17 protein-coding genes are annotated in these 17,889 nt (G+C 60.9%); 6 read left to right on the top strand and 11 right to left on the bottom strand.

Going from position 1 to position 17,889, the window contains the following annotated elements; genetic code table 11:
* The gene (locus tag BFP95_RS22135; RefSeq protein ID WP_065872332.1) at nucleotides 1–843 is read left to right on the top strand and encodes a PhzF family phenazine biosynthesis protein; all 843 of its coding nucleotides are present in this window, start codon (nucleotides 1–3) and stop codon (nucleotides 841–843) included.
* Between the two features lie 114 nt (nucleotides 844–957).
* Nucleotides 958–1,932, top strand: a complete 975-nt coding sequence (gene hemB / locus BFP95_RS22130) for a porphobilinogen synthase (protein ID WP_065872331.1) — start codon at nucleotides 958–960, stop codon at nucleotides 1,930–1,932.
* Nucleotides 1,933–1,999: 67 nt separating this feature from the next.
* On the opposite strand, the gene BFP95_RS22125 is transcribed toward hemB, so the two are convergent.
* Entirely contained in the window at nucleotides 2,000–2,614 is a 615-nt protein-coding gene (locus BFP95_RS22125) for a LysE family translocator (RefSeq protein WP_065879985.1), read from the bottom strand.
* A gap of 146 nt (nucleotides 2,615–2,760) precedes the next feature.
* On the opposite strand from BFP95_RS22125, the gene BFP95_RS22120 reads away from it, so the two are divergent.
* Nucleotides 2,761–3,846, top strand: coding sequence for a DUF1615 domain-containing protein (locus tag BFP95_RS22120; RefSeq protein WP_065872329.1), 1,086 nt, complete (start codon nucleotides 2,761–2,763; stop codon nucleotides 3,844–3,846).
* Here the strand turns inward: BFP95_RS22120 and BFP95_RS22115 are convergent, their stop codons facing one another.
* A complete protein-coding gene (locus BFP95_RS22115) occupies nucleotides 3,847–4,641 on the bottom strand; it encodes a DUF4349 domain-containing protein (protein WP_065879984.1) in 795 nt (264 codons plus the stop codon).
* Between the two features lie 158 nt (nucleotides 4,642–4,799).
* Between BFP95_RS22115 and BFP95_RS22110 the strand changes: the two genes are divergently transcribed.
* A complete protein-coding gene (locus BFP95_RS22110; RefSeq protein WP_065910693.1) occupies nucleotides 4,800–5,216 on the top strand; it encodes a PaaI family thioesterase in 417 nt (138 codons plus the stop codon).
* Nucleotides 5,217–5,352: 136 nt separating this feature from the next.
* Here BFP95_RS22110 and BFP95_RS22105 read toward each other — a convergent pair whose 3' ends face one another.
* From BFP95_RS22105 to BFP95_RS22095, 3 genes are read right to left on the bottom strand one after another with little or no spacing between them, the layout of a single operon-like run.
* A complete protein-coding gene (locus tag BFP95_RS22105) occupies nucleotides 5,353–6,534 on the bottom strand; it encodes an acetyl-CoA C-acetyltransferase (RefSeq protein ID WP_065910692.1) in 1,182 nt (393 codons plus the stop codon).
* Between the two features lie 11 nt (nucleotides 6,535–6,545).
* On the bottom strand, nucleotides 6,546–7,205 hold the full coding sequence (locus BFP95_RS22100) for a CoA transferase subunit B (RefSeq protein ID WP_065910691.1): 660 nt from the start codon (nucleotides 7,203–7,205) through the stop codon (nucleotides 6,546–6,548).
* A 34-nt stretch (nucleotides 7,206–7,239) separates the two neighbouring features.
* Complete coding sequence (locus BFP95_RS22095; protein ID WP_065910690.1) at nucleotides 7,240–7,938, bottom strand: CoA transferase subunit A; 699 nt, start codon at nucleotides 7,936–7,938, stop codon at nucleotides 7,240–7,242.
* Between the two features lie 133 nt (nucleotides 7,939–8,071).
* On the opposite strand from BFP95_RS22095, the gene BFP95_RS22090 reads away from it, so the two are divergent.
* Nucleotides 8,072–8,977: a LysR family transcriptional regulator gene (locus BFP95_RS22090; protein WP_065872324.1), complete on the top strand. Its 906-nt coding sequence runs from the start codon at nucleotides 8,072–8,074 to the stop codon at nucleotides 8,975–8,977.
* Between the two features lie 61 nt (nucleotides 8,978–9,038).
* Here the strand turns inward: BFP95_RS22090 and BFP95_RS22085 are convergent, their stop codons facing one another.
* The 6 genes from BFP95_RS22085 to BFP95_RS22060 form a co-directional block, all read right to left on the bottom strand.
* Nucleotides 9,039–9,368, bottom strand: coding sequence for a hypothetical protein (locus tag BFP95_RS22085; protein ID WP_025854475.1), 330 nt, complete (start codon nucleotides 9,366–9,368; stop codon nucleotides 9,039–9,041).
* Between the two features lie 545 nt (nucleotides 9,369–9,913).
* Complete coding sequence (locus BFP95_RS22080) at nucleotides 9,914–10,759, bottom strand: NAD-dependent protein deacetylase (RefSeq protein ID WP_065872323.1); 846 nt, start codon at nucleotides 10,757–10,759, stop codon at nucleotides 9,914–9,916.
* An 8-nt stretch (nucleotides 10,760–10,767) separates the two neighbouring features.
* The gene (locus BFP95_RS22075) at nucleotides 10,768–11,208 is read right to left on the bottom strand and encodes a CBS domain-containing protein (RefSeq protein WP_065872322.1); all 441 of its coding nucleotides are present in this window, start codon (nucleotides 11,206–11,208) and stop codon (nucleotides 10,768–10,770) included.
* 130 nt (nucleotides 11,209–11,338) lie between these two features.
* On the bottom strand, nucleotides 11,339–13,288 hold the full coding sequence (locus BFP95_RS22070; protein WP_065910689.1) for a DNA topoisomerase III: 1,950 nt from the start codon (nucleotides 13,286–13,288) through the stop codon (nucleotides 11,339–11,341).
* Between the two features lie 217 nt (nucleotides 13,289–13,505).
* A complete protein-coding gene (locus tag BFP95_RS22065; protein ID WP_065872320.1) occupies nucleotides 13,506–15,131 on the bottom strand; it encodes an MFS transporter in 1,626 nt (541 codons plus the stop codon).
* Nucleotides 15,132–15,196: 65 nt separating this feature from the next.
* A complete protein-coding gene (locus BFP95_RS22060) occupies nucleotides 15,197–16,843 on the bottom strand; it encodes a GMC family oxidoreductase (protein ID WP_065872319.1) in 1,647 nt (548 codons plus the stop codon).
* A 130-nt stretch (nucleotides 16,844–16,973) separates the two neighbouring features.
* Between BFP95_RS22060 and BFP95_RS22055 the strand changes: the two genes are divergently transcribed.
* On the top strand, nucleotides 16,974–17,867 hold the full coding sequence (locus BFP95_RS22055) for a LysR family transcriptional regulator (protein WP_065872318.1): 894 nt from the start codon (nucleotides 16,974–16,976) through the stop codon (nucleotides 17,865–17,867).
* Nucleotides 17,868–17,889: the final 22 nt, after the last annotated feature.

Here is a 17,889-nt window from a genome sequence, read left to right as displayed (position 1 = left end):
ATGCCGACTTTCGATTTCAAACAACTGGATGTGTTCAGCAGCGTACCGCTCAAAGGCAACCCGCTCGCGGTGGTATTGGGCGCTGACAGCCTGACCGACCAACAGATGGCCGACTTCGCTCGGTGGACCAACCTCAGTGAAACCACATTTTTGCTGACACCCCGCGATCCCCAGGCTGACTACCGGGTGCGAATTTTCACCACCTTGAAGGAGCTGCCTTTTGCCGGGCACCCGACGTTGGGCAGTTGCCATGCCTGGTTACAGGCTGGCGGCGTGCCACGAGGCGCGGAGATTGTCCAGGAGTGCGAAATCGGCCTGGTGCGTATCCGTCACCAAGGTGATGAGTTGGCCTTTATCGCGCCGCCGTTGTTGCGCTCAGGTGCCGTGGACGCGCCGTTGTTGGAGCGTGTGCGCCTGGGGTTGGGCCTGGCACAGGGCGCCATTGTGCGCAGCCAGTGGGTCGATAACGGCGCCGGTTGGCTCGCGGTCATGTTGCCCAGCCGTGAGCAGGTCCTGGCGTTGCAGCCGGACTATTCGCAACTGCTGGGGTTGGCCGTGGGCGTGATTGCCCCCTGCGACCCTGCTCGCGACGACGTCGACGCGCAATTTGAAGTGCGTGCCTTTGTCGCAGGCGACGGCGCCCAGGAAGATCCGGCCACCGGCAGTCTGAATGCCGGTGTCGCGCAATGGCTGCTGGCCGAAGGCCTGGCGCCCGAGCGCTATGTGGTCAGCCAGGGCACTGCGTTGGGGCGTGCGGGGCGTATTCGCATTGAACGCCAGGGCGAGGAAATCTGGGTAGGTGGTGCTGTCGCGGTGTGTATCGAAGGGCGCCTACAGCTCTAGATCAATAAATTGTTACGGCCCTCGCAATACACTATTGGGCCCTCCGGGTTTGTGTTGCCGGGGCCGGGGGGCATAAGCTTCGCCCCAAAGTGTAGACCTTTATCCAGGATTGCCATGACCAGCCAGTTCCCCCAAGCCCGTCCACGCCGCCTGCGCCGCTCCCCGGAGCTGCGTGGCTTGTTCCAGGAAAGCGAGTTCACCCTCAACGACTTGGTGCTGCCGATTTTCGTCGAAGAAGAAATCGACGACTTCGTGCCCATCACCAGCATGCCGGGCGTGCTACGCATCCCCGAGAAAAAACTCGCCGGTGAAATCGAGCGCTATGCGCGTGCTGGCATCAAGTCGGTGATGACCTTTGGCGTGTCCCACCACTTGGACGCCAACGGCAGCGACACGTGGAAAGAACGCGGCCTGGTTTCGCGCATGTCCTCGATCATCAAGGACGCGGTGCCGGAAATGATCGTGATGTCCGACACGTGCTTCTGTGAATACACCGACCATGGCCACTGCGGCGTGATGCACGGTGCGCATGTCGACAATGACGCGACGCTGGTGAACCTCGGCAAGCAAGCCGTGGCCGCTGCCCGTGCGGGCGCTGATGTAATCGCCCCTTCGGCAGCGATGGACGGTCAGGTCCAGGCCATCCGCCACGCCTTGGACGACGCCGGTTTCACCCACATCCCGATCATGGCTTACTCCACCAAATTCGCCTCGGCCCTCTACGGCCCGTTCCGCGAAGCCGGCGGCAGCGCGCTCAAGGGTGACCGCAAAAGCTACCAGATGAACCCAATGAACCGCCGCGAAGCCGTGCGCGAATCGCTGCTGGACGAACAGGAAGGTGCCGATGCGCTGATGGTCAAGCCGGCCGGTGCCTACCTCGACATCATCCGTGATATCCGCGAAGCCTCGCGTTTGCCGGTGGCGGCGTATCAGGTCAGTGGCGAGTACGCGATGATCAAGTTCGGCGCCCAGGCCGGTGCGATTGATGAGGACCGTGTGGTGCGTGAGACCTTGGGCTCAATCAAGCGCGCGGGCGCGGACTTGATCTTCACCTACTTCGCGATGGACCTGGCACTGGCCGGGATCTAGAAAACACCGCAAGTCTAAATGTAGGAGCGGGCTTGCCCGTTCCCACATTATTTGATTGCAGTGTTTATCAGCGTTGCGCAAACGCCAAGTTCAAGCCCAACCCCGCAAAGGCCGCCGCAAAACTGCGGCGCAGCCAGTTCTGCACCCGTGGCGACTCGATCACTGCGCGGCGAAACACATTGGCCAGCAAGCCATACATCACGAACACCGCAAACGTCATTGCCATGAATACAGCGCTCAGCACCAGCATTTGCAGGGCAGGGGCCGTGCTGCCTGGCGTGACGAACTGGGGCAGGAAGGCCAGGAAGAAAATGGTCAGCTTCGGGTTGAGAATGTTCATCAACAGGCCGCGCAACATCAGGGTCCGTGCACTTGAAAGCGCAGGGGTTTCGCTGACCGCAAATGCCGAGCGATCCCGCCAGGTGGCGTATGCCACGTACAACAGGTAGGCGACGCCTGCGTACTTCAGCATATCGAACGCTAATGCACTGGTGTGCAATAGGGCGGACAGACCAAGAATCGACGCCAGTAAGTGTGGAATGATCCCGGCGGTACAGCCCAGCGCGGCGAACACACTGGCGCGCTTGCCGGCGGTGAGGCCTGTGGACACGGTAAAAATCACGCCGGTACCGGGAATCAGCACGACGATCAGGCAGGTGATGAGGAAGTTCAGGCTGAGCATGGCATTCAAACTCCGTGTACGAATGGTCGATGACAGATCCTGTCACGTTTGTGATTGACTGGCGAGCACGCCAGGCTGGCGAACCCTGGTTAGACTTACCGGTCGATATCTGCAACGCCCGGCCCGCCGTCATCCAAGGAAACCCCATGTATTCAAGCCGCCTGATCCTGTGCCTTGCCACTTTGCTGGTGCTGGCCGGTTGCTCTACAACACGCAACCCGCAACAGCCGGAGCGCAGCGAGGCCGAGGTGAAGGCGCAGATCGTGCGCCTGCTGCCGGCTAACGTCTCGGACCGCAACGGTTGGGCCCAGGACATCTACACCGCCTTCGACACCCAGAAAATCTACCCCAGTACGGAAAATATCTGCGCCGTGCTGGCGGTGACCGAACAGGAATCCACTTACCAAGTCGACCCGCCCGTGCCAAACATGGGCAAGATCGCCCAGGATGAAATCCTGCGGCGTGCCGGTAAGGTCCATGTGCCAGCCTTTGTCGTACGCAGCGCACTGCAATTGCGCTCGCCCACAGGCAGGACTTACGCCGATCGCCTGAACGCCGCACGCACGGAGAGGGACCTGAGCGGCATCTTTGATGACTTCATCAGCATGGTGCCCCTGGGCAACACGTTATTCGGTGGTTTCAACCCGGTGCATACCGCAGGCCCGATGCAGGTCAGCATCGACTTTGCACAGAAACAGGCGCGGGGTTATCCCTACACGGTGGACGGCACCATTCGCCGCGAAGTCTTCACCCGCCGTGGCGGCATGTACTTCGGTATCGCGCATTTGCTGGGTTACCCGGTGAACTATGACCAGCCTCTGTACCGCTTCGCCGACTTCAATGCCGGTTGGTACGCCAGCCGCAACGCCGCGTTCCAGGCCGCCGTCAGCCGTGCCTCGGGCACCGAGTTGGCGCTGGATGGGGATTTGATTCGGTACGGTTCATTGCTGCCCGGCACCACCGAGCTGGCAGTGCGTTCCTTGGGGGCGAAGCTGGATATGCGCAACCCGAGCATCCGCAGCCAGCTGGAGCAGGGTGAGCAACTGGATTTTGAAGAGACCACCCTCTACAAACGCGTGTTTGCACTGGCGGACAAAGCCGCTGGCAAGCCGATGCCACGGGCGATCCTGCCGGGCATCGTGCTCAAGAGTCCCAAGATCACCCGCAACCTGACGACGGCGTGGTTTGCCAAGCGGGTGGATGAGCGGTATCAGCGTTGCATGAAGCGCTGATCAGGTGCGGCGTTTGACAAAGCGGCGCCACAGCCACACCCACAACCACACCACTGGGAACGCCAGGATCACGAACGGCAGCACATAGCTTGAGCGTTCCAGGGCGTCGGCAGTGCCCTCGACCATATTGTCCCCCAGGTTGCTGAACATCCGACTGAACCGTGACGGCTGGTTCGCGCCGTCAGAGGAACGGAAGTTCAGGGTCACGCGGTTGGTGTCGAGACGGCGTTGCTGGCCGGCAGCGACTTGGGCGAGCTCCTGCAATTCGTTCTCTATACCCGCCTGTTCCTTGCTCAGGGCGATCAGGTCACTGACCGTGATGTCCTTGCGTTTGGCCAATTCATCCAGGCGTTGTTGCTGGGCCAGCAGGCGGTCCTGGCGGCGGCGTACGTCGGCGACCGCATCGGCCAGGTCCTCGGCGGTGGTGATGCGTTGGCCGAGTTTGCCGCCTTCAGCGGCCATCGCGACCATCGGCTCCACGCCCGTCGGCGAGATACGCAGGATGATCTGGCCACCGTTGCCGTCTTCGGTGATGCCCAGGATATTGCACGCGCCAAAGCGCGCTGTTTCGCAGGCCTCGCGTGTCGCCTGCATGCGCGGCGCGAGCAGGGCGCCGGGCAGGGCCAGGCTCAGCTCGTGCTCGTAGGCCAATTGTGCGCCGGCGCGGCCTTTTTCGCCGTTGATCACCGTGGCGCGGTTGTGGTCCTTGGGCGAGCAGCCGACCAGGGCCAGGCCGGTGATCAAGATCATTAAGCCGGTGCGAAGCGGATGGGGCTTGCCGTCCAGATGGCGCATTGCTGTTCCTTGCGGGGGTGCGGGGGAATTTGACGGCGATTAAAGCGGGTCTGGTGGATTAACGCAAAGCATCGTGGGGGATTTGCGTGGTTGATGGTAATGGCCGCTGCGTGTGGCGTGGCGTACATCTCACTCTTCACTTCAAGGAAGAGAGCGCCATGATCGCCCACGCCGTGCCCGAAGGTTTCGTTTCGCTGCCCCGCAGCAGCCCTTTGCTTGATCTGCTTGGCCCGGCGTATTGCCGGGGTGAGGGCGTGCACCTGGAAATCGCCCTGCGTGCCGACAATCGCCACGCCAATGGGCGCGGCACGGTGCACGGCGGCGTGCTGGCGACCCTGGCGGATGTCGGCATGGGCTACGCGATGGCGTTTTCCAGTGAGCCGCCACTGCCGCTGATTACCGCGAGCATGACCATGGATTACCTGGGGGCGGTGCAGGTGGGGGAGTGGGTTGTGGTGCGCTTGGAGCATCACAAACGCGGGCGGCAGATGGCGTTTGCCACGGTGAGCCTGCAGGTGGGGGAGAAGGTGGTGGCGCGGGCGAGTGCGGTGTTTGCGGTGCCGCGTTCTGACTGACCTGTAGTGAGCGGGCTTGTCCCGCGCTGGGGTGCGAAGCAGCCCCAATAGGGCCGCCGCGTTTTTCAAGTAAAGCGCGGCGTCAGGTTTTGGGGCCGCTTCGCAGCCCAGCGCGGGACAAGCCCGCTCACTACAATCAGCTGCGTTCGAGAGCGAGGGCCACGCCCTGGCCGCCGCCGATGCACAGCGTCGCCAGGCCTTTTTTGGCGTCGCGTTTGATCATTTCATGCAGCAGGGTCACCAGAACACGGCAACCTGAGGCACCAATCGGATGGCCGATGGCGATGGCGCCGCCATTGACGTTGACCTTGTTGGCGTCCCATTCCAGCTCTTTGCCTACCGCCAGGGATTGCGCGGCGAAGGCTTCGTTGGCTTCGATCAGGTCCAGGTCGCCCAGGCTCCAACCGGCTTTGTCCAGGCAGCGGCGGGTGGCCGAGACCGGGCCGATGCCCATGATGGCAGGGTCGACGCCGGCGTTGGCATAGCTGGCGATGCGCGCCAAGACTGGAAGGCCAAGGGCCTTGGCCTTGTCGGCACTCATCAGCAGCACCGCAGCGGCGCCATCATTCAGGCTGGACGCGTTGCCGGCGGTGACGCTGCCATCTTTCTTGAATGCAGGTTTGAGCTTGGCCAGGGACTCGGCGGTGGTGCCGGCGCGCGGCTGTTCATCCACGGCGAAGGCCACCGGGTCGCCTTTGCGCTGGGGAATCAGGATCGGCGTAATCTCATCCACAAAGCGTCCGGCTTCGATCGCAGCACTCGCTTTTTGCTGGGAGGCGGCGGCGAACGCATCCTGGGCTTCACGGCTGATGCCGTATTTGTCGACCAGGTTCTCGGCGGTGATGCCCATGTGGTAGTCGTTGAACGCATCCCACAGGCCGTCGGTGATCATTGTGTCGATCATCTTGGCATGACCCATGCGCAAGCCGGTGCGCGCGGCGGGCAATACGTACGGGGCCAGGCTCATGTTTTCCATGCCGCCGGCAATGATCACGTCAGCGTCCCCGCAGCGGATGGCCTGTGCGCCCAGGTGCAAGGCCTTGAGGCCGGAGCCGCAAACCTTGTTCAAGGTCAGGCTTGGCACCGCATGGGGCAGGCCGGCGAGGATCGAGGCCTGGCGCGCCGGGTTCTGGCCGCTGCCAGCGGTGAGCACCTGGCCGAGGATCACTTCATCCACTTCGGCCGGGTCCAGGCCGGTCTGTTCCAATAAGCGACGGATCACGGCGGCGCCCAGTTCGGGTGCCGGGATATTCGCCAGCGAACCCTGGAAGCTGCCCACGGCGGTGCGGGTGGCAGCAACAATCACGACGTCTTGCATGGGATCTGTCCTCACTGGAAGTGCATTTCTGGAACGTGGTCCGGGATGATCAGTTTACCGGCGGTCTTGCTCACAATCTCTTCAACGCTGACGCCAGGTGCGCGTTCCTTGAGGACAAAAGCGCCATTTTCGATTTCCAGGTACGCCAGGTCAGTCAGCACACGCTTGATGCAGTTCGCACCGGTCAGCGGCAGGCTGCACTGGCTGAGCAGCTTGGATTCACCGTCCTTGGACGCGTGGGTCATGATCACGATGATGTTTTCTGCACCGGCCACCAGGTCCATGGCGCCGCCCATGCCTTTGACCAGCTTGCCGGGGATCATCCACGAGGCGATGTTGCCCTGTACGTCCACTTCAAACGCGCCGAGCACAGTGAGGTCGACGTGGCCGCCGCGAATCATCGCGAAGGACTCGGCGGAGGAGAAGATCGACGCACCGATGCGTGCGGTGACGGTTTGCTTGCCGGCGTTGATCATGTCGGCATCAATGGTGTCTTCGGTCGGAAACGGGCCCATGCCGAGCAGGCCGTTTTCCGATTGCAGCATCACTTCCATGCCTTCGGGGATGTAGTTGGCCACCAGGGTCGGGATGCCGATGCCAAGGTTGACGTAGAAACCGTCCTGCATTTCGCGGGCGACGCGTTGAGCCATTTGTTCGCGGGTAAGAGCCATTTTATGAGTCCTTATTGTTCGGGCTGGAGGCGGATTATTTGCGCACGGTGCGCTGTTCGATGCGCTTCTCGAACGTGCCGCAGATGATCCGGTCGACGTAGATGCCAGGGGTGTGGATCTGCGCCGGGTCCAGCTCGCCCGGTTCGACGATTTCCTCGACTTCGACCACGGTGATCTTGCCCGCAGTGGCGGCCAGGGGGTTGAAGTTCTGGGCGGTGTGGCGGTAGATGACGTTGCCGAAATGGTCGGCTTTCCAGCCTTTGACGATGGCGAAGTCGCCGGTGATGGATTCTTCCATCAGGTACGGGCGACCGTTGAACTCGCGGGTTTCCTTGCCTTCGGCAACCGGGGTGCCGACGCCGGTTGCGGTAAAGAAGGCTGGGATGCCGGCGCCGCCGGCGCGCATTTTTTCGGCCAGGGTGCCTTGGGGGGTCAGCACCACTTCGATTTCGCCGCTGAGCAATTGCTTCTCGAACAGGGCGTTTTCACCGACGTAGGACGCGATCACTTTGCTGATCTGCTTTTCTTCCAGCAGCATGCCCAGGCCAAAACCGTCGACGCCGCAGTTATTCGAAACCACGGTCAGGTCGCGGGTGCCTTTGCGCTTGATCTCGGCGATGAGGTTTTCCGGAATGCCACACAGGCCAAAACCGCCGGAGAGGACGGTCATGCCGTCTTCCAGGCCTGCCAGTGCTTCCTCGTAGGACGCCACGCGCTTATCGAAACCTGCCATATGCACCTCTATTATTGTTTGTGGGCCAGCCAATGAACCGAGTGTTGCTCCGACGGATTGATTTGTTAAGTTGTTTTTTAAGGTTGATTGATTTAAAAAACAGCATAGTCGCCCAGCCGTTTGGAGTTGCGTCATGACAGTTAAACAGATGAGGGCGTTTCTCGCCGTGGCCCAAAGCCTGAGTTTTGCCGCCGCCTGCGAGCGCCTGCATCTTTCCCAATCGGCGCTGAGCCTGACCATCAAGGGGCTGGAAGAAGGGTTGGGCGGGCGTCTGTTCAGCCGCAATACGCGTAACGTCGCGTTGACCCCTGAAGGCGAATCCCTGTTGCCCCTGGCGCGTCGACTGATGGCCGACTGGGACAACGCCGAAGACGAACTGCGCCAACGCTTCACCTTGCAGCGCGGGCGCGTCACGGTGGCGGCGATGCCATCGTTTGCCGGCAATTTGCTGCCGCCGATCCTGAAAATATTCCGCGCGCGTTACCCTCAGGTAAATGTGACCGTACATGACTTGATCAATGAGCAGGTGCTGGAGATGGTTCGCGATCGCCAAGTGGAACTGGGCGTGGCATTCGAGCCCTCTGAAGGATCATCGCTGGCGTTTACGCCGCTGTACCTGGACCGGTTTATTGCGGTTGTGCCGGGTGACTCAGTCTTGGCGCAATGCAACGAAATCGATTGGAAAACCCTGCTGGAGCAGCCGTTCATTACGCTGCAACGGCCTTCGACGGTGCGGGTGATGCTGGAAGAACACCTGGGCGCCCTGCAGATGAAGTTGCCGGTAGCACTGGAGAGCCATCAACTGGCGACAGTGGGCAAGATGGTGGCGAATGGTTTGGGGGTCAGTGCCGTACCTGCATTGTGCGCGCGGCAGATGATCGAGGCGGGGGCCCATTGCATCACCTTGAGCAATCCGGTGATTGAACGGCCGATTGGGGTGCTGACCAAGCCTGGGCATGAACTTTCGGCGGCCGCTCAGGTGCTGTTTGATATCTTTTGCGACGAGGCGGGTAAGGGACGGTTACCCGCGTTGTTGTAAAACACCTATTAAAAAGCCCGCTCGAATTAACGAGCGGGCTTAAATGTTTAAGGCCGTGTTATCAGCAGTATCTATCAATCACTTTAACCTGCGATTGGCCTTTGAGGTTCTGCCATTCGGTATTAAGTGTGTGGAAGACCTGTTCGATAAAGTTGCGATCGGCAGCAGCCTTCTTACCCACATAACCTTGGCCACGGCGGTACATCTTCAGGCGCGCCGCCAGTTCACGGTTATTGCGGTCGAACTCGGCTTCTTCGGTATGGGGCGCCAGGCAGTCAATTTGGACTTCGCCCGATTTGCCAATCCACAGGATATGGTCGTCGAGTGTGTCTTTTTGCGCTGCGAACATCTCAGCCAATTCATCGATAGTTGGTTGGTTGTTCAGATTCATGTGTAAGCCCCTTGACCAGTTGGCGATCTATCAATTGATTCGTTAAAACTGCTTAGTTGTCTCAGGTCTTGAATACCGGGCGTCAGCGACTGTCTGCCGAATACGGGCAGGGTCTTGAACCTGATGCATGTAGTCTTGCTGATGAACTGCTACGCAATGCTTTCTCAACGAAGACAAGCAGCATTTGCGCTCCTTGTACCGATCCTCTCGGGCCGGTCAGCTTCATCAATCCGCCTTGTGGGCAGTGCACATCCGGAAAAAACAGCTCGGCGGTCAGACGAGCTCTTTCAAAACGCTTGTTGCCAACGCTCCCGATCCGGGAGACGTCTCGATAATGCAAGGACAAAAACGTTACGTCAACGATTATGTAGTGATTATTTTTGGTCACTACATAATTTGTTGTGGGGGCAGGGGAATGCGGAGAAACGTGACTTGGGCGTCATTTTTTGGAGGGGTGGGTCGTAAGGGCGCGATGGGCAATCCAACACCGAACCCTTGTGGGAGCTGGCAAGCCAGCTCCCACATTTTGATTTGTGGCGTTCTTTCTATCCTAGCCGCTCAACCAGCAACGGCAACAAACGCTCGCAGGACGCCTCGATCTTCACCTGCAGCAGCTCATCCCCCCGAGTCTTGCCCAGGTTGATGGCGATCACCGGTTTGCCTTGCTCGACCATCGCTTTGCACAGACGAAACGCCGAATAGGCCATGAGCGACGAACCCACTACCAGCAAACCTTCCGCATGCTCCACCGCAGCCATTGCCTTGGACGCTGTCGGCGGGGCTACGTTTTCGCCAAAAAACACCACGTCCGGCTTCAGGCGTTCGCCGTTGCAATGGGGGCAGCGGGGGACCTGGAAGCGCTCTTCGAACGCCGGGTCCAGCAAGGTGTCGCCATCGGGCGCTTGCACGGCATCGACGCCGGCCAGGTAGGGGTTTTCGATTTCCATCACGTGCTGGATCACGTCACGCTCGCTGCGCTGCAGGCAATCCAGGCACAGCACCCGGTGCAGGCTGCCGTGCAGTTCGATCACTTCATCGCTTCCGGCTTGATCATGCAGCGTATCGACGTTTTGTGTGATCAGCCCGCTGATGCGCTCGCGATGCTGCAGTGTCGCCAGCGCCAGGTGGGCCTTGTTCGGTTGCGCAATGCGTACCCTCGGCCACCCGAGCATCGCCCGCGCCCAATAACGGCGCCGCGCCTGCGGGGTAGCAAGGAACTCTTGATACATCATTGGCGCTTTACCTCGACGCACGCCTTCGCTGTCGCGGTAGTCGGGGATGCCCGACGACGTGCTGATCCCCGCACCGGTCAGCACCACAAAGCGCCGTTCGGCCATGGCTCGGTGCAGGGTGTCGAGGTGATCCTCTTGATGTTCCAGCGTGTCGAGCATGGGTTCCCCTATTCGCCGCGGATGTATTGCTCCAGCTGCTTGATCAGGTCAGCCTGTTCGGCAATGGCCTCTTTCACCAAGTCACCGATGGACAGCAGGCCCAGCAGTTTGCCTTCTTCCACTACAGGCAAGTGGCGCAGGTGACTGTCGGTCATGATGTTCATGCATTCATCGACGCTCTTGTGGGTGTCGACGGTTATCACCGGAGAGCTCATCACCTCATGGACTTTTGTGGTGACCGACGATAGTCCCTTAAGCATGATTTTGCGTGCGTAATCACGTTCACTGATGATGCCTACCACCGCGCCATCCTGGACGACCGGCAAGGCCCCGACGTTTTTCTCCGACATCCGGACCAGTGCTTCAAACACGGTATGGTCATGTTTGATGGTATGGACGTCCTGGTTTTTCTGGTCCTTGGCTTTGAGCAGTTGTGCAACGGTTTTCATGACGGCCACTCCGGTGTTGTTGTTAGGTAGTCGAGCTCCCCTACAGAATCCTAGACGGCCCGCGCCGGAGCAAGGACCAAAGCGGCGTTAAAACCGTCGAAAAACGTCATCCGCTGGATTTTTTCAGTGTTTACCCGGCATTTGTCGGCTTTTTAGCTCGCTTGGGGCTGGCGGTTGTCTTGCGTGGCGCGCTCTTGCGTTTCTTTTTCCACGGCGCGGCGCCTTGACCCGCCGGGCTGGCCGGGCCGGTGATGGTCATGCGCATACCATTGCAGCGCGCCACTTGCTTGCTCATCCAGGCTGCTTGTTTGGCGACGAATTCCTCCAGGCTCATCTCGCCGCTTTGCACCATATCCAGGGCCTGCTCCCAGATTGCGGTGGTGCCCGGATCTGCGATGGCACGTGGCACCGCGTCAATCAGGCTGAATGCCGCCGGGGTAGCCGACAGCGACTTGCCATTCTTCACCAGGTAACCACGGTCCAGCAGCCCCTGGATAATCCCGGCGCGGGTGGCTTCGGTGCCAATACCGGTAGTGTCCTTGAGCTTTTGCTTGAGCAGCGGGTCCTCCACCAGCTTGGCGACGTTTTTCATTGCCTTGATCAGGTCGCCTTCGGTAAAGGGCTTGGGCGGTTGGGTCCACAAGTCCTTGAGGTTGACCTTGGCCACCGCGTAATCCTGGCCCTGCACCAATGTCGGCAGCGCTTGGGGGACTGGCGCCTCACGCCCCTTGGCTGGCGCGAGCGCTTCGGGCAAGGCGCGTTTCCAGCCCGGTTCGATCACCACTTTGCCCACTGCGCGCAACGCTTGGCCGGCACATTCAAAATCCGCCTGGGTACGATCGTATTCATGGTTGGGCAGAAACTGCGCCAGGTAACGTGCGCGAATCAAGGTGTAGACCGCACGATGCTTGCCGGTGAGTTGCCCGACATCCTTGCCGGCGCCGGTAGGAATGATGCCGTGGTGGGCGCTCACCTTGGCGTCGTTCCAGGCCCGCGAGCGCCGCTGGGCATCGATATGCGGCATCAACTCGTCCACCGCTGCATCGGCGCGCCCCAGTGCCGCAAGGATCTTCGGTGCTTCACTGTGCTGACTCACCGGCAGGTAGCCGCAATCGCTGCGCGGATAAGTGATGACTTTGTGCGTCTCATACAGTGACTGAGCGATATCCAGGGTTTCCTGCGCGCCGAGCCCGAGTTTCTTGGAGCAGATTTCCTGCAGGGTGCCGAGGTCGAAGGGCAGGGGTGCCACTTCGCGCATGCGCTCGGTACGCAACTTCACCAACCGTGCGGTGGCGGCATTGCGCATGGCATCAGCCGCGTCCCGCGCCAGTTGCGGGTTGAGGCAGCGGCCGTGGTCATCACAGGCGTCCTCGGCCGCGCGCCATTGGGCGGTGAAGGTCATGCGCTCATGGTGCAGGTCGACATCGATGGCCCAATAAGCCACCGGCACGAAGTCAGCGATGCTGCGGTCGCGGTCCACCACCAGGCGCAAGGTCGGTGTTTGCACGCGGCCAACTGGCAGCACGCCTTGATAACCCGACTGGCGCCCAAGCAATGTAAACAGACGGCTCATGTTCATGCCGATCAGCCAGTCGGCGCGGGAACGGCCCAGGGCCGAGTGATACAGGCTGAAAGTCTCGGCGCCTGGCTTGAGTGCCGCCAGGGCCTTGCGAATGGAGGCATCATCCAGCGCCGACAGCCACAGCCGCTGGATCGGCCCGCGATAGCGGCAATGCTCCACCAGCTCGCGCGCAATCATCTCGCCTTCACGGTCGGCGTCGGTCGCAATTACCAACTCCTGCGCTTCCCCCAGTAGACGCTTGACCGCCTTGAATTGGCTGGCGGTCTTGGGCTTGACCCGCATCTTCCATTTTTCCGGGACGATCGGCAGGTCGGCCAGCACCCAGCGCTTGTACTTGGCGTCGTAGGCATCCGGCGGGGCGGTTTCCAGAAGGTGGCCGATGCACCAGGTGACGGTGACCCCATTGCCCAGCCAGCACCCATCGCCGCGCCGGCTGGCGCCGAGCACAGCCGCAATATCCTTGGCCTGGGAGGGTTTTTCACAGAGGTACAGCCGCATGGTCGTCACATCAGATCGGGTTGATGCTGTGCAGGATGCTTAGTCAGCGGCGTTCAGGCAACCATTATCTGTATGGATGTACAGCAAATTGTGTGGGCAGCACAAAACAAATGTGGGCTTGCTCGCGAAGACGGTGGATCAGTCAATTCAACTGTGACTGATCCACCGCATTCGCGAGCAAGCCCGCTCCCACAGGGGATCTTCGGCGTGTTGTAGATCAGTTGTTATCGATATCCACGTGCCGCGTTTCCTTGAGGCAGATCATCCCCACAATCAGGCTCACCCCGGTCACCACCACCGGGTACCACAGGCCGTAGAAGATATCGCCGGTGTACACCACCAGGGCAAACGACACGGTCGGCAGGAACCCGCCAAACCAGCCGTTACCGATGTGGTAGGGCAGCGACATCGAGGTGTAGCGGATACGCGTCGGGAACAGTTCCACCATCAGCGCTGCCAGCGGGCCGTAGCACATGGCGGCGATCAGGATCAGCGCCACGATCAGCACCACCACCATGGTCTTGTTGACCTGGGCCACATCCGCCGAAGACGGGTAGCCGGCCAGGGTCACGGCGCCACGCAGGGCTTTTTCGTCAAACCCGTCGATACGCACGTCACCCACGCTTACCTGCACCGGGCTGCCGGCAGGTGCCACGGCGCTGCTGTAGGGCAGGCCTTGCTTGACCAGGAAGGTCTTGACCTTGTCGCATGGGCTGTCAAATTTCGCCTTGCCCACCGGGTCGAACTGGAAGGTGCAGGTCGCCGGATCGGCCAGTACGGTGATCGGTGCCTGGCGACTGGCCTGGTCCATCGCCGGGTTGGTGTAGTGCGCCAGGCTCTTGAAGATCGGGAAGTACAGCACGGTGGCCAGCAGCAGGCCGAGCATCAGCACCGGCTTGCGGCCCACTTTGTCCGAGAGCCAGCCAAAGAAGATAAAGAACGGTGCGCCGATCACCACGCTGATGATCAACAGCATGTTGGCCAGGGCAGGGTCCATTTTCAGGAACTGCGTGAGGAAGAACAGCACATAGAATTGCGCCGCGTAGAAGGTCACCGCCTGGCCGCCGTTGATGCTGAACAGGGCGATCAGCACGATCTTGAGGTTCTCCCATTTGCCGAAGGACTCGCGGATCGGCGCCTTGCTGACCTTGCCTTCCTCTTTCATTTTCAGGAACGCCGGCGACTCATGCAGGCTCATGCGGATCCAAGTGGAAATACCCAGCAGCACAATGGAAAACAGGAACGGAATCCGCCAGCCCCACACTTCGAACTGGTCACCGGTAAAGTAACGGCAGGCCAGCACCACCAGCAGCGACAGCAGCAAGCCGATGGTCGCGGTGGATTGAATCCAACTGGTGTGGAAGCCACGTTTGCCGGCGGGTGCATGCTCGGCCACATAAGTCGCCGCGCCGCCGTATTCGCCGCCCAGTGCCAGGCCTTGCAGCATGCGCAGCACGATCAGAATGATCGGTGCCGCAATGCCAATGCTGGCGTAAGTCGGCAGCAGCCCGACGCAGAAGGTCGCCACGCCCATCAAAATAATGGTGACGAGGAAGGTATATTTACGCCCGATCATGTCGCCCAACCGGCCAAATACCAACGCACCAAACGGCCGCACCACAAAGCCGGCCGCAAAGGCCATCAAGGCAAAGATGAACGCCGTGGTGTCGTTGACCCCGGCAAAGAACTGCTTGCTGATCACCGCCGCCAGGGCGCCGTAGAGGAAAAAGTCATACCACTCGAACACCGTCCCAAGGGACGAGGCGAAGATGACTTTCTTTGAGTCGTTGCTGGTGCTGGCGGTGGTGACCGCCGAGCCCAGGGGTTGAGCACGTTCTGACATCGGGTAGCCCTCACAGTGATTATTTATTGTTGTTCCACTGTCGGCGCCAGTTTCAGCGCCGCTATTCAGATTGCATGAACCAGTTCTTTCTCCGGGGCGAGACTCCTTGTATTCGGCGAAAGGATCAGCTGAGCGGCCTTCTCCGCGATCATCAGCGTAGGTGAACAGGTGTTGCCGGACGTAATGCGCGGCATGATCGACGCATCGGCAATGCGCAATCCAGGCACGCCATGCACGCGCAGCTGGGCATCGACCACCGCGTCTTTATCGCTGCCCATGCGACAGGTGCCAACCGGGTGGAAGATAGTCGTGCCGATGCGCGCGGCGGCTTCGTGCAGTTCGTCCTCGGTTTGCAGTGAATCGCCCGGCAGGTATTCCACTGGCTTGAATTGGCTCAGGGCCGGGGCTGCGACGATGCGGCGCGTCAGGCGGATGGCATCGGCGGCCACGCGCAAATCTTGCGGATGGCTGAGGTAGTTAGGGCGGATCAGCGGTGCGTCCGCCGGGTTGGCCGAGCGAATGTCGATACGTCCGCGACTTTGCGGGCGCAGGTCGCAGACCGACGCGGTAAACGCCGGGAACGCGTGCAGCGGTTCGCCAAAGCGCTCAAGCGACAGCGGTTGCACATGGTATTCAAGGTTAGCCGAGGTTTGCTCCGGCCCCGAGCGGGCAAATGCGCCGAGCTGGCTGGGCGCCATCGACAGTGGGCCGCTGCGGTCGTACAGGTAGCGCAGGCCCATGCCCATCTTGCCCCATACGGTGCCAGCGATCTGGTTGAGGGTGCGGGCGTTTTCCAGCTTGTAGATCAGCCGTAATTGCAGGTGATCCTGCAGGTTACCGCCCACGCCCGGCAGTTCATGCAGCACGTCGATGCCCAGCGGCTTGAGCACGCTGGAAGGCCCTATTCCCGAGCGCTGCAAAATCCCCGGCGAGCCGACGGAGCCGGCGCACAGCACGATCTCTTTGCGCGCCTTCCAGCTCACCTGCTGGCCCTGCTGACGGCCCACCACCTGGGAGGCACGGCCGTTTTCCAGCAGCACGCGGTCCACTTCCACTTCGGTCAGCACGGTGAGATTGGGGCGCTGACGGATCGGCTTGAGAAATGCCTTGGCCGCGTTCCAGCGCACACCGGCCTTCTGGTTGACCTGGAAATAGCCGCAGCCTTCGTTGTCGCCCTGATTGAAGTCGCTGATCGGCGCGATGCCACTTTGCGCCGCCGCGTCACGGAAGGCGTCTAGGATCGGCCAGTGCAGGCGCTGTTGTTCGACTCGCCACTCGCCCCCATTGCTATGGAATTCGGAGCCACCGGCAAAATGATTTTCGCTCTGCTTGAACAACGGCAGCACGTCTTTCCAGGCCCAGCCGGCGTTGCCTTCTGCCGCCCAGCCGTCGTAATCCTGGGCCTGGCCGCGCATGTAGATCATGCCGTTGATCGATGAGCAGCCGCCCAGCACCTTGCCGCGTGGATAGCTCAGTGCACGGCCTTGCAGGCCTTCCTGGGCTTCGGTCTTGAAGCACCAGTCGGTGCGCGGGTTGCCGATGCAGAACAGGTAGCCGACGGGGATATGGATCCAGGGGTAATTGTCGCGGCCGCCGGCTTCAAGCAGCAGCACGCGGTGAGCGGGGTTGGCGGACAGACGATTGGCGAGCAGACAGCCCGCGGGGCCGGCGCCTACGACGATGTAATCGTATTCAGCAGTTGCAATGGGCATCTGAAGGTCTCGCTTGTTTTTCTTATTGGTTCCATCCTAGTTGTTAGTTTTCGTCTTAAAAATGTTAGTTTTTACCCAGCTGCTGTGCGTTTTTAAACAGCACGACCCAGGGGCACGGAATGGAGGCGTCATGTTCGATTGGAATGACCTGCGGTACTTTCTCGAGTTGCAGCGTAGCGGCCGCCTGCTCACCGCCGCGCAACGCCTGAAAACCACGCACGCTACTGTGGCCCGGCATATCGAGGCGATCGAGAAAAGCCTCGGCACCGCGCTGTTTGTGCAGCATGCCCAGGGCTACGAACTGACCCCTGCCGGCGAAGCCTTGCTCAAACACGCCGAAGCCATGGAAAACGTCGCGCTGCTGGCCGAGGACGAACTGACCCACTCCGCCGCGCCCTTGGGCAAGATCCGCCTGGGCGTCGCCGAAGGGTTGGGCGTGATGTTCCTGGCCAGCCGCATGGGCGGGCTGTTCGAACGCTACCCCGGGCTGGAAGTGGAGCTGGTGGCCGTGCCGCGCTTTGTCAGCATCCTCAACCGCGAGGCGGAAATCAGCATCCACCTTGAACGGCCCAGCGTCGATCAATTGGTCACGCGCAAACTCACCGACTACCGCCTGGCCCTCTACGCCAGCCGCGCCTACCTGGACCGTAACCCGCCGGTCGAAAAGCGCGAAGACCTCGCGGTGCATGCGTGGATCGATTACGTCGACGACCTGCTGTTCAGCCAGGAGCTGAAATTCCTCAGCAGCTTCTGCCGCAACCCCAAAGTGGTGTTCCACAGCACCAGCGTGATCGCCCAGCACCAGGCGGCACGCTCAGGGTTGGGCATTGCGGTGTTGCCGTGTTTCATGGCCTCGGCTGATCCGGAGCTGGTGGCGTTGCTGCCGGGGGAGGGGATTCAGCGCAGCTACTGGATCAGTTCGCGGCGGGAGTTGCACAAGTCAGTGCGGCTGCGGGTGTTGTGGGATTACGTGGTGGAGTTGTGCGCGCGGGAGCAGGGGTTACTCCTCGGTGAATCCAGCTGAAACCGGATTAACTAGGCGGGAG

The organism is Pseudomonas sp. 58 R 12 (assembly GCF_900005865.1).
Classification (GTDB): domain Bacteria; phylum Pseudomonadota; class Gammaproteobacteria; order Pseudomonadales; family Pseudomonadaceae; genus Aquipseudomonas; species Aquipseudomonas tritici.
The sequence above is the reverse complement of the archived record's forward strand: the minus strand, read 5'-3'. Positions and strand labels throughout refer to the sequence as shown.

Bases quoted from the DNA above. Each gene is read 5' to 3' on its own strand.
- BFP95_RS22135 (WP_065872332.1), top strand. From the start codon at position 1: ATGCCGACTTTCGATTTCAAACAACTGGATGTGTTCAGCAGCGTACCG.
- hemB (WP_065872331.1), top strand. From the start codon at position 958: ATGACCAGCCAGTTCCCCCAAGCCCGTCCACGCCGCCTGCGCCGCTCC.
- BFP95_RS22125 (WP_065879985.1), bottom strand. From the start codon at position 2,614: ATGCTCAGCCTGAACTTCCTCATCACCTGCCTGATCGTCGTGCTGATT.
- BFP95_RS22120 (WP_065872329.1), top strand. From the start codon at position 2,761: ATGTATTCAAGCCGCCTGATCCTGTGCCTTGCCACTTTGCTGGTGCTG.
- BFP95_RS22115 (WP_065879984.1), bottom strand. From the start codon at position 4,641: ATGCGCCATCTGGACGGCAAGCCCCATCCGCTTCGCACCGGCTTAATG.
- BFP95_RS22110 (WP_065910693.1), top strand. From the start codon at position 4,800: ATGATCGCCCACGCCGTGCCCGAAGGTTTCGTTTCGCTGCCCCGCAGC.
- BFP95_RS22105 (WP_065910692.1), bottom strand. From the start codon at position 6,534: ATGCAAGACGTCGTGATTGTTGCTGCCACCCGCACCGCCGTGGGCAGC.
- BFP95_RS22100 (WP_065910691.1), bottom strand. From the start codon at position 7,205: ATGGCTCTTACCCGCGAACAAATGGCTCAACGCGTCGCCCGCGAAATG.
- BFP95_RS22095 (WP_065910690.1), bottom strand. From the start codon at position 7,938: ATGGCAGGTTTCGATAAGCGCGTGGCGTCCTACGAGGAAGCACTGGCA.
- BFP95_RS22090 (WP_065872324.1), top strand. From the start codon at position 8,072: ATGACAGTTAAACAGATGAGGGCGTTTCTCGCCGTGGCCCAAAGCCTG.
- BFP95_RS22085 (WP_025854475.1), bottom strand. From the start codon at position 9,368: ATGAATCTGAACAACCAACCAACTATCGATGAATTGGCTGAGATGTTC.
- BFP95_RS22080 (WP_065872323.1), bottom strand. From the start codon at position 10,759: ATGCTCGACACGCTGGAACATCAAGAGGATCACCTCGACACCCTGCAC.
- BFP95_RS22075 (WP_065872322.1), bottom strand. From the start codon at position 11,208: ATGAAAACCGTTGCACAACTGCTCAAAGCCAAGGACCAGAAAAACCAG.
- BFP95_RS22070 (WP_065910689.1), bottom strand. From the start codon at position 13,288: ATGCGGCTGTACCTCTGTGAAAAACCCTCCCAGGCCAAGGATATTGCG.
- BFP95_RS22065 (WP_065872320.1), bottom strand. From the start codon at position 15,131: ATGTCAGAACGTGCTCAACCCCTGGGCTCGGCGGTCACCACCGCCAGC.
- BFP95_RS22060 (WP_065872319.1), bottom strand. From the start codon at position 16,843: ATGCCCATTGCAACTGCTGAATACGATTACATCGTCGTAGGCGCCGGC.
- BFP95_RS22055 (WP_065872318.1), top strand. From the start codon at position 16,974: ATGTTCGATTGGAATGACCTGCGGTACTTTCTCGAGTTGCAGCGTAGC.